At 44.9% G+C, this 9,865-nt stretch carries 9 protein-coding genes and 1 tRNA gene; 1 reads left to right on the top strand and 9 read right to left on the bottom strand.

Translation table 11 applies throughout. The features are described 5' to 3' along the window. The first annotated feature begins 690 nt into the window (after positions 1-690). Positions 691-1,383: a hypothetical protein gene (locus QUB20_RS16825; protein WP_333291502.1), complete on the top strand. Its 693-nt coding sequence runs from the start codon at positions 691-693 to the stop codon at positions 1,381-1,383. Between the two features lie 308 nt (positions 1,384-1,691). Here QUB20_RS16825 and QUB20_RS16820 read toward each other — a convergent pair whose 3' ends face one another. The 9 genes from QUB20_RS16820 to QUB20_RS16780 form a co-directional block, all read right to left on the bottom strand. Then, entirely contained in the window at positions 1,692-2,453 is a 762-nt protein-coding gene (locus QUB20_RS16820; protein ID WP_333247586.1) for a nucleotidyltransferase domain-containing protein, read from the bottom strand. A gap of 119 nt (positions 2,454-2,572) precedes the next feature. Then, positions 2,573-3,514, bottom strand: a complete 942-nt coding sequence (locus tag QUB20_RS16815; RefSeq protein ID WP_333247583.1) for a DNA polymerase beta superfamily protein — start codon at positions 3,512-3,514, stop codon at positions 2,573-2,575. Between the two features lie 150 nt (positions 3,515-3,664). Further along, positions 3,665-4,069: a putative toxin-antitoxin system toxin component, PIN family gene (locus tag QUB20_RS16810; protein WP_333247581.1), complete on the bottom strand. Its 405-nt coding sequence runs from the start codon at positions 4,067-4,069 to the stop codon at positions 3,665-3,667. Next, the gene (locus QUB20_RS16805; RefSeq protein WP_333238569.1) at positions 4,066-4,431 is read right to left on the bottom strand and encodes a hypothetical protein; all 366 of its coding nucleotides are present in this window, start codon (positions 4,429-4,431) and stop codon (positions 4,066-4,068) included. Before QUB20_RS16805 ends, QUB20_RS16810 begins: the two co-directional genes overlap by 4 nt. 190 nt (positions 4,432-4,621) lie before the next feature. Continuing rightward, positions 4,622-4,693: transfer RNA gene (locus QUB20_RS16800), tRNA-Val, on the bottom strand. Positions 4,694-4,818: 125 nt separating this feature from the next. After that, on the bottom strand, positions 4,819-5,031 hold the full coding sequence (locus QUB20_RS16795; RefSeq protein WP_333247579.1) for a DUF2839 domain-containing protein: 213 nt from the start codon (positions 5,029-5,031) through the stop codon (positions 4,819-4,821). Positions 5,032-5,096: 65 nt separating this feature from the next. Then, positions 5,097-6,605, bottom strand: coding sequence for a helicase C-terminal domain-containing protein (locus QUB20_RS16790; protein ID WP_333247577.1), 1,509 nt, complete (start codon positions 6,603-6,605; stop codon positions 5,097-5,099). A gap of 22 nt (positions 6,606-6,627) precedes the next feature. Next, a complete protein-coding gene (locus QUB20_RS16785) occupies positions 6,628-8,157 on the bottom strand; it encodes a pentapeptide repeat-containing protein (RefSeq protein ID WP_333247575.1) in 1,530 nt (509 codons plus the stop codon). Positions 8,158-8,237: 80 nt separating this feature from the next. Then, positions 8,238-9,800 (bottom strand): pentapeptide repeat-containing protein, encoded by a 1,563-nt coding sequence (locus QUB20_RS16780; RefSeq protein ID WP_333055792.1) that lies wholly within the window; start codon positions 9,798-9,800, stop codon positions 8,238-8,240. Positions 9,801-9,865: the final 65 nt, after the last annotated feature.

Genomic DNA, 9,865 nt, shown 5'->3' with positions numbered 1-9,865 from the left:
GCCCGTCCTTTTTGGACGGGCGGGACGCCCATCCCACTTTCAAGAGTGGAAGTTATTTAATTCTCATTCCTAAGTAAAGCAGCGAAAACTTCGGAAATCAGCAATTGACTCAAAGCTAATGGACTTTGACAAGGAGATATTTTGATCTCGCTGGGGGAGTCTAGGTTAACAAATGGCGGCGAATCACTCGATCGCGATCGACCTCTTATTTCATCTCATAGTTGTCACTCTCGATTGAGATGCGGTCGCCTTTGATTACAGAAATCCTCGGTACTGAGGGATCTCGGCTTCCTGAAGCCGAGTTTTTTTGGCAGATATAGATCGAATTTAGATATCGACTCAACCGTAGTAAGGATTTCAGCTTCATTTTGGGTTATCTCTAATTTAAATCTCAGGAAACAAAAAGGTTTTTATATAGCCACAAGAAAATTAAGGGCGATCGAGGTCTGCTAAATTTCTTAATCTTAAGATAATTTTACGGTTACAAAAAAAGACCCTTCACGACTAGGAGTCTTCTCTGTCTTTGGGTAGACCGAATTTTTTTTTTCGTTTGATAAGATTCCCTTAAACAAAGCTTAAGAGAACGGTTAAGAAAACATGAAATTCCAAATTCCTCTAACTCCAGGATCTGTAACCCAGTTGCTGCTTCGAGTGGTCGCCTGTCTAGTTGTACTATCTTTCTTAAGTCAGATGACTATGTACTTCTTGCCGGATTACCCGTCTAGAGACTTCTTAGCAAATGGATTCAACGTTGATTACGAGGGGAACATTCCAACCTTCTACTCATTTTTGACATTGCTGTTTAGTTCTCTCTTGCTGGGTTCGATCGCCTATGCGAAAAATTTGGATAGCGATCGCTATAAGAATCACTGGAAAATTTTATCCTTCATATTTCTATTTTTATCTTTAGACGAAATTGGTCAATTGCACGAAAAGCTGGTTTACCCGATGCGAAACCTGCTAAATGCCACAGGATTTCTTTACTTTACTTGGATTGTGCCGATCGGTTTTCTAGTAGCGATATTTCTTTTTTCCTACAGTAAGTTCGTGTTGCACCTTCCTGTTTCAATGAGAAAATTGTTTGTTGCAGCAGCCGCTATTTATATTGGAGGAGCCATCGGAGTGGAAATGCTAGCGGGATACATAGTTTATACAGCGGGACCGGGGGATATATCCTACGTGATAGCAACGACGATTGAAGAGTCATTAGAAATGGTAGCAATCGTTATATTTATCCACGCCTTGATTTCATATATCAAGACATATGTAGGCGGCGTAAGTTGGAATTTTTACATACCAGGAAAAAACTCACCAGTTACCGACCCTCAAAATACCGACATACCTGCCCTTAACGCAACAGCCAACACAAATCTATTAAGGTGAATCACTTAAAACCGGGTTTAATGGACACGAAAATACTGCATTATGGCCTTTGATATCATTTCCGGTAACATTCATACATGATGTTGACTGTTGACTGTTGACGCCGTGAACAATGAACAGTTAACGCCGTGAACAGTGAACTCGAATGTACTATTCCGATGCTAACGGATTTGATATGAGCAGGATGAAAAACCCGGTTTCTTTGGTACTGATGTGTACTGGACTGGAGGTTCTGTGCTCTTCGGCGCACAAAACGACTAATATATAGGGTGCTTGCTACACTAAAGACTAATTAAACGTGGAACAGCTTAGTTCACAGATGACATCCTCACCTTTACCAAAAAATCGTTAAGAGCAACCTTTGCATTAGGATTTGACGGCAAATGACTTGTAAAACTTGCATCTTCTAATATATTAATTAGCCGATCGCGCTCTTGCTGATAAAATTCTATATCTGTATCTTCCAGCACAGATTTTTCCTCCCCAGCCAGCTTGCGTTCAATCAAATCAGGAATATACGATAACTGGAAGTTCTCGTTAAGTTTCACCAAATTCGCCTCAACTTCCCCCGTTTGCATCAAGTGAATCCCCGCCAGCAACACCCGGTAAACGTACAGCAGCGGCTTAACCCGACGCGGGCGTTCTTTTTCAAACAATTTCCATTGAGTTTTAGCAAAACCGAGATAGTGGTGGCTGTGGTGCTTGGTAATGCAGCCAGAGGCGAGATCCTTTAATTCCTCATGTTCCTTTGTAGTGTAAACTATGAGCGGCGAATACAGTTGTTCTAGCACGTAGCCGTTGCGCTTCAACAGCAACTCAAAAAATTTCTTGATGTCGTGAGTTACTAAATCGAGTTGCATTCCCTCCCGAACTTCAGAAACTTCGATTGTTTCTTGTCCAGAAATCAGTCCAATTACTTTCGGTAGCGGCAAAATGTGTACTCCCCGCAAATCAAAGTCAGAATCTGCGGAAGGAAAGCCGTATAAGTGCGAACCGCTGACAGTCGCAAACAGCAGCGGGTAAGGTTGAACGGAGATAATTGAGGCGAGATTAGAGATGTATTCTGTCATTTTTTCAACATTTTATCAATGCTAATTTCAATTCCGGTTAAACAATCGCAAATACCTCTAGGGGCGGGTTTTACCAACCATATATGTCTCAAATTAACGATCTCGTAAACCCGCCCCTTTTAGCCGATCGCACCTCTACGAGATTTAATCAAAAACAGGTTCGCTTTCTCGTAATTAGGACGTTCCGGTAAGGAAGTTGCAGCAAAAGCGCGATCGAACTCACCGTGCAAGCTCAACCGCCAGCGATTCACCTCATCCCAGGATACTTCTTGGTTGCGGATAGATAAAAGTTGCGATCGATAATCCTGCACGCGAACGGGTACAAACCCCTCCTTGAGCACCGTAATTCCTGACAGCAACAAGCGAATTAAGTGCATCGCGTGCTTCCAACGAATTTCCCCGGTATTGCGGAGGTCTTGCTCCATTTTTTTAAATTGAGACAAAACGTAGCTATTGTAAGTTTGATAAACCAATTGAGAAAGAAAGATTTCCCTAATTTCCAGCAATTCTTGTGCTACAGGAGAAACAGTTTCTACTAAAGGCGTGTACAAACATTCTAGCACATTTGGATTAGCTTTGAGTGCCAAAACTAGAAACTTTTGCAGTTCCCAATAGCATTCCTGATTTTCCTTGTTTTCCAATTGTTCTGGGATGCCGTAAAGCGACCAATGAAGTATTGCCGGCGGCAGGTAAATCCCGCGTCTGTCTGTATCGGATTGCTCGTTATCAAGACCGTAAGCTCTCGAACCAACAATGCAGCGGTAAATTACAGAATCATAGAGGTTGTATTCTGCAAGAAAATCTCCTCCTGACTGCAATCCTTCGCTCTGAAACTGCTTGCGGATACTGAGTTCGTGCCGCCGCAGACTAACTTCTGTTCCGTCTGGGAGTTTGACTAAATATGCGTGGGAATTGTCCGTAGGCGATTGAACGATGACACCTACTAATCCCGGTTTCCAAGATTGGTTGCTGGCGGGGTTTTTGACCTCTATTTTGGTGACAATTTGGGTTCCTGCGGGTAGGATTAAGTTGAAATTTTGAGGAAGATTGGCATTTGCCATGAGGAAACCTCCTGCGGGGCACGAGCTACAATGTTAGTGTAGCATATGTGTAGTATAGAAGGGTAGTTTTGGGCGATTCCCTACCCTTCGGGAACGCTTCGCGAACGGGATAGCTTCGCTTAACGGGGATTTGGTCTTCTTGAACACAGCCTAATTCACGATCGATTCTGCAAAAAGAGAAACAGAAATAATTAACGTATTCTCTAAACTCTGAACTTCAGTAAAATCGCGATCGCCTGTAATTAAAAAATCAGCATTAGCAGAGAGTGCACAAGCAATAAACTTAGCATCTTTTTGATCTCTAGGGAAATCAATTTCTATAGATACATCAATGATTTTGGTTGAGGATTGAATCAAATTCAACCATCTTTGTTTCTGAACATCTGTTAATTTTAGTTTTCGTCTGCTTAATACCTCCTGATACTCTGCTAAAATTTCTTCTGAAACTACCCATTCATAATCAGGTTGATTGATAACCCAGCTAATAACAGAAGCTGGTTTTCTTCCAGCGATCGCCGCAGATACTAAAATATTAGTATCTATAACAACTCTCATTCTCCACTCCGATAAGCTGCAATTTCTTCGGCAATTTCTTCATCAGTTAAAGGACGATCGGCGTGTAAAGCCTGGGTTTCTTCACATAAGTTGTTAAAATCTTCAGCTAAAGCTTGTCTGTACGGATCGGGCTGATAACTCTTCTTAAGTTCCCGGCTCATTTTAATTTTTTCTGCGAGTAACTCTTGTGCAGGTTTTCCTGAAAGAATCGTTACTACTTGCCGAGGTAGATTAAGATGCTGTTTTTCTGACAAAGCTTTTAAAGCATCAGTAATTACCTGATCGGGGGTTGTATATTTCCCTGTCTCTAACTGTTGTTGCAGTAACTTTTCTTGTTCTGAGTTCAGAATTATTTGGATCATAAAGTTACCTCTCTAAATAATCTCCAGCCGTTTGATATCTGTAGGGCTCAAGCATTTGGGCGACAATTTATGTTGAAAACCTGTAATTTTATCCCCAAATGCTTCACCCTCCAACCTTGATTGCGCGATCGCACTCCGACAGGATATTTTATTTTTTGGAGATTTCTAATGAGTCCCCATCAATTTTGAATGGGCAATACTGGATTTGAACCAGTGACCCCTTCCGTGTGAAGGAAGTGCGCTACCACTGTGCTAATTGCCCGCAGATAATTACCATACCATACCAAGTCCAAATTCGCAACTAAATTTTTCCTAAAAAATCAGCCGCTGGTTTCCGAGTTAAACTCGACACAATGCCAAGAATACAGGCATTTGTCGAGTCTGGCATCAGTCAACCTGCCACCAACCCGCCGACGGGCCGACAAACCGCACTACAATCCACCAAACAACCAAAAGACTAATCCCCATCCAGCTTCCGCGACTTGTCCACTTCACAAAATCTTCGCTTTGGGTTTTCGTGATTGGCAGCCAGGGAAGGATGCGCTCTTCTTTACCGTATTCGTCGCCGATCGACTCTTTGCGACGCTTAGCTTCACCCATAATCTTTGTCTACTAAATTAGATTTCAACTGGATACCTAACCAAATTATACGCCAACAGGTCATCTCAAGCCTGCGTCAGCCAAGTCGTATCCAAATAATCAATCCTCGCAAAAGGACTCAAAGCCGCTAAAACCTGCTTTCCGTAACTGCGGTGAATTACCCTGCTGTCGAAAATCGCCACCACCCCTTGACGTTCTCGCACCGGCGCGATCGCCCGCTGCAACTCATTCAGCGCCGCCGGCAGCAAATACAACCTAAACCAATCCCTCCGCTGCTCCTTATAATAAGCCACACGCGCCGTCACCAAAGGATTTTCCAAAGAAGGTAGCGGCAAAGTTGCCATCGCCAGCAAGTGAGGCGCCCTAAATTCCCCCTGATGTTCCCGCCAAAACTCCCACCCCGTCACCAAAATCGCATTCTCCCCCACATCAGTCTTTTCTACCTGCACCCGAGAACCGAACTCAGAAGCCAAAATCGCCGCCAGCCTCGCCTTCAGCGGTACATCACCCACAATCAACACAGTTAAACCCGCCACCGACGCGCTCATCAACAGCAAAGTCCGAATTTCTTCAATTAAAACACCCTGAAATTCCGGCGTATTTGGCAGTGGCAGCCAGTTGGGAATGTACAGTTGAATTAATTCGCTTTGTCGATCGGGCGAAAACTTAACGCTCGTCAATTCTGGCAGTCCCAGCATTTGCCGGAAGATCGGAGCCTTCGGTTCTACATCCACCGCCCCCCCAATCAACACCACAGGCTGACAATCCCAAATTTTGCTCAAAACCTCAGCCACCTGAACCGGCGCGCAGAACAGAGAAAATGACCCAGCCTCCCGATTAATTTCCGCCCACCGCAGTGTTCCGTTTGTTTCCCACCGCTGCCAAAAATTGCTCCAAGCAGCCGGAATCAGCGAATTCGGCTCGATTTTTTCAAACAGCCCCTGCAAAATATTTTGCTCTGCGGTTTCCAGCAAATAGCATTCCTCTGGTTTCGCCGGATGCTGAAAGAAAGCCCGCGTTAGCAGTACCCGCCCTTGGAGGATTGCATCGGCTTCCAAAGGCAGAGATTGCATTAAATCATTCCAGTCAGCAGGTTGCAAACACGCCGTCAATTGCTGGCGCGTCCAAACTTCCAAGTCATCCACACCGTCGATAATTGTCGGAATATTGTTGTGAAGTGGCGAATTCGCCGCCAAGCGAGCCGCCAGCCAAGACTGCGGATCTGCTAGCATCAATCCTTGTCCAGTGGCATTATCGGAATAAGTGTCGATCGGCCCCTCTGTTTGCAGCCACTCTTGCAAACGTGGAATTTCCACTGCTCTCAAATGCTCGATCACCCGTGTAGGCGCGACTAATATCACAGGCTCTGGCCACATCAAAATCGGCATCAAATAACTGACTCGATACCGCTGTCGGTAAGCTCCAGCGGGAAGCCCTGTTTGGATCAGAGCGCTGCGCCCCAAGCGCAAAGCCCGCGCCACGAGCCGCGCCATCGTTAAATGGTGGGGCCAGTGTGGCTCGGAGTTCGATCGCAGGAAGCGGAGTAGCGAATTGTGGACTTCTACCTCAATCAATCGATTGTACTGTTAACATTCCTCACTCAACATAATCAAAACTGGCCAGAAAATCAACTACTTTTTGACCGAGAGGCAAACAGAATTTACTCTCCTGATGAGTTGCACCTCCCTTCCCAAAATTCCCGTGAGAATTCACCATCAAACTCTCCTGTCCCGAACTAATTAAAATAGTTTGGGTAGGTGACTCAAAAAACTTTGTTGGCTGACTCACCTGTGATATATTAGAGACCAAATTCATCAACTCATTTAATTTATTTGTAGCTGTACTCAATGCTTTACGCAACTGCAATATTCGTTTTTCATCCAAATTTTGAATTTCGATATTTTTGCCGATAACCATAATATTTTTCTGAGTTTGTAGAGCATCCTTAAAAGGAAGAATCGCTAAAAAAGCTGCTGGCAATAAATGCTCATCGCTCTCAAATCTAAAAGTTAGAGTTGTGCGACGGTAGCCGACTTCAATATTAGGAGGAAAATTCATGGCCCGGTAATGCCTAGCTATTTCGCTGTAAGCTGTTGCTAAAGTGCTGTTTGCGGAGTAGTCTAAAAGTGCGTCAACCACAATTTGCACTAACCCAGGTGTGTGATTTAAAAATTTTATCGATTCTGACGGCGAATTAAATTGTTGAATCTGAGTGCGATCGCCCGCAGGGCTGAGGTCAACCCACTTGCAAGTAATATCATCTGCGATGATGCCAAACCGGGGAACCAAATACAGTTTTGCTCCTGTTAAAGTTGCTCCCCTCAAATCAGCGCCTACCCAATCTGCCTTAATCAAATTTGTTTCTGTCAAATCAGCGTGAACGAAACTAGCACTTGCTAAATTAGTATTTCTTAAATCTGCTCCGTTAAGGTTAGCTCCGCTTAATTTAGCAAAGCTCAGATCGGCGCCGTTGAGGTTTGCTCCCGCCAAATCAGCCCATTTGAGGTTAGCTCCGCTCAAATTGGCACTGCTGAGATTCACCTGTTGCAAAGAAGCTTGTCTCATATCAGCATTGATCAAATTGACGCCGCTAAGTTCTGCTTTCGTCAAATCTGCGCCGTGTAAGTTAGCTTCTTGAAAGTTAGCTGAAGCAGCCGAAGCACCTGTGAGATTTGCACCGGAAAGATTAGCACCGCACAGGTTAGCTTCCGTCAGTTTTACCTCTCTTAAATCTGCTTCAGTCAGGTTTGCACCGCTGAAGTTAGTTTTGCTGAGTTCGCAGCGGACTAATTCGCTTCTAATCAGGGATGCTCGGATTAATTGAGCTGCACTTAAATCGGCTCTGACTAAGTTTGCTACGTTGAGAGTCGCCCCGTTTAAGATTGCCCGCGACAGGTTGGTACTGCTGAGTCTAGCCACATTCAGGTTAGCTTCGCTCAAGTTAGCGTCGCTCAAATTAGCGCCGCTGAGGTTGGTGACAAATAAGCTAGCCCGCCTTAAAATTGATTGGCTGAGGTTGATGCGGCTGAGATTAGCTTCATTCAGGTTGATTCCTGTGAAATCTCTGTCACCTTCTGTGTATCTCTTGACGATTGCAAATCGTTTGAGCAGTTCTTCAGCTTCCATTTTGTTTACCTGAATGAAATGGCAATAGGCTAACTTTTTTATGGCATAAATAGAAATAATATCAAATTCATTTATAGTATTTACTCACCGAGCTGATAAAAGCTTTTGACAAACTCAATGACCGTATTTAGCGGCGGGGTGGTAAATCTTTGGGCTTTAATTGCAGGACTGATAGAGGTTTTGTTGACTCCAGGCAAATTGGTCAAGTTTCTGCCAAAATCTGGGTGATAGTGAATCATCAAACTTTCGGCGCTGGAGTTAGCCAGTACAGTTTGAGTAGGCGATTGGAAAAAACTTGACATCGGTTCGCGATCGAGGCGAATCGGCTGAATTTTCATTTCCCCTATTTTTCTCATTGTTTGGGTCAGGGCAACGTTTAATTGCACTACCATATTTGAGACTCTGACACCCAAGTTATTACCACTTTGGGGTTGAATCATCTTGATCAGAGTCATCAAATTTTTCTGAGTAAATGCTGCATCACTAAAGGGAGTAATCGCCACGAAAGCTGTGGGAAATAGTTGCTCGTCCTGTTCTATTCTAAATGATATGATTGTGCGTCGAGAATTAACTTCGATACTGGGAGGATGGTTCAAAGCAGGGTATTGACGGGCAATTTGGCGGTAGGTAGCTGCAAGGACAAAGTTAGCATCCGGGTCGAGGGGTCGATCGACAATAATTTGAACTGTCGGCGGTGTAGCATTGAAAAACCTTTGAGATTCTTCTGGGGTAAAGCGCTGAATGTGGCTGCGATCGCCGTTAGGACTGAGGTCAACCCAATCGCAGGTAATGTCATCTGCTTTCACATCAAACCTCGACACCGCGTAAATTTTTGCCCCCGTCAGGGCCGCCCCCGTCAAATCAGCGCCTACCCAATCAGCGTGAATCAAATTCGCTTGAGTCAAATCCGCGTGTACCAGAGTAGCGTTCAAGAGATTGACATTGCTCAAATTTGCCCCGTACAAGTTGGCCCCGCTCAATCTCGCTTCATCGAGGTCAGCGCCGGTCAGGTTCGCCCCGCTGAGGTCAGCCCACCGGAGATTAGCGCCTCGCAAGTCAGCGCCGCTGAGGTTGGCCTGAGAAAGATTAGCTTGTCTGAGTTCGGCATTGCAGAGGTTGACTCCTCGCAAGTCGGCCCTGCTGAGGTCGGCTCTGTGCAAGTTGGCCCGTTCCAAGTTTGCCGCTGTTAGGGAAGCGCCTCTAAGGTGAGCCCCGCTGAGGTCGGCTTGCTCTAGATTGGCTTCTCTGAGGGTTGCTTCTCTCAAATCTGCTTCGCTGAGATTTGCACCGGTCAAGTTGGCACTACTGAGGTTTGCTCGAATCAGTTCGGATCTGATCAGTGTAGCTTCGACGAGTTGGGCTTCGCTGAGGTCGGCTCTAATCAAGTTAGCTACGTTGAGGATAGCACCGCTGAGGTTGGCTTTGTGCAGATTGGCACCGCTGAGTCTGGCAACATTGAGTTTGGCTTTTCTCATGTTGGCGTTTGACAAATTGGTGCCACTCATGTTGGTGAGGCTTAAGATTGCCTCACTGAAATTAGCCCCGCTGAGATCGATCCTGCTGAGATTTGCCTCGCAAAGGAGGATGGCAGTAAAGTCTCTTTCTCCTGCTGCATATTTTGTGATGAGTTCTTCGGCATCCATGCTTTTGAATTTCCCTGATGTGTTAGCTAGAACAAAGCTTTGTTGTGCCAACCTTTAAACTAGAA

It is taken from the genome of Microcoleus sp. B4-C2 (assembly GCF_036705265.1).
Classification (GTDB): Bacteria; Cyanobacteriota; Cyanobacteriia; order Cyanobacteriales; family Microcoleaceae; genus Microcoleus.
The sequence above is the reverse complement of the archived record's forward strand: the minus strand, read 5'-3'. Positions and strand labels throughout refer to the sequence as shown.

Excerpts from the sequence above, each read along its gene's own strand:
- QUB20_RS16805 (WP_333238569.1), bottom strand. The coding sequence starts at position 4,431 with ATGATCCAAATAATTCTGAACTCAGAACAAGAAAAGTTACTGCAACAA.
- QUB20_RS16815 (WP_333247583.1), bottom strand. The coding sequence starts at position 3,514 with ATGGCAAATGCCAATCTTCCTCAAAATTTCAACTTAATCCTACCCGCA.
- QUB20_RS16825 (WP_333291502.1), top strand. The coding sequence starts at position 691 with ATGACTATGTACTTCTTGCCGGATTACCCGTCTAGAGACTTCTTAGCA.
- QUB20_RS16795 (WP_333247579.1), bottom strand. The coding sequence starts at position 5,031 with ATGGGTGAAGCTAAGCGTCGCAAAGAGTCGATCGGCGACGAATACGGT.
- QUB20_RS16785 (WP_333247575.1), bottom strand. The coding sequence starts at position 8,157 with ATGGAAGCTGAAGAACTGCTCAAACGATTTGCAATCGTCAAGAGATAC.
- QUB20_RS16780 (WP_333055792.1), bottom strand. The coding sequence starts at position 9,800 with ATGGATGCCGAAGAACTCATCACAAAATATGCAGCAGGAGAAAGAGAC.
- QUB20_RS16810 (WP_333247581.1), bottom strand. The coding sequence starts at position 4,069 with ATGAGAGTTGTTATAGATACTAATATTTTAGTATCTGCGGCGATCGCT.
- QUB20_RS16820 (WP_333247586.1), bottom strand. The coding sequence starts at position 2,453 with ATGACAGAATACATCTCTAATCTCGCCTCAATTATCTCCGTTCAACCT.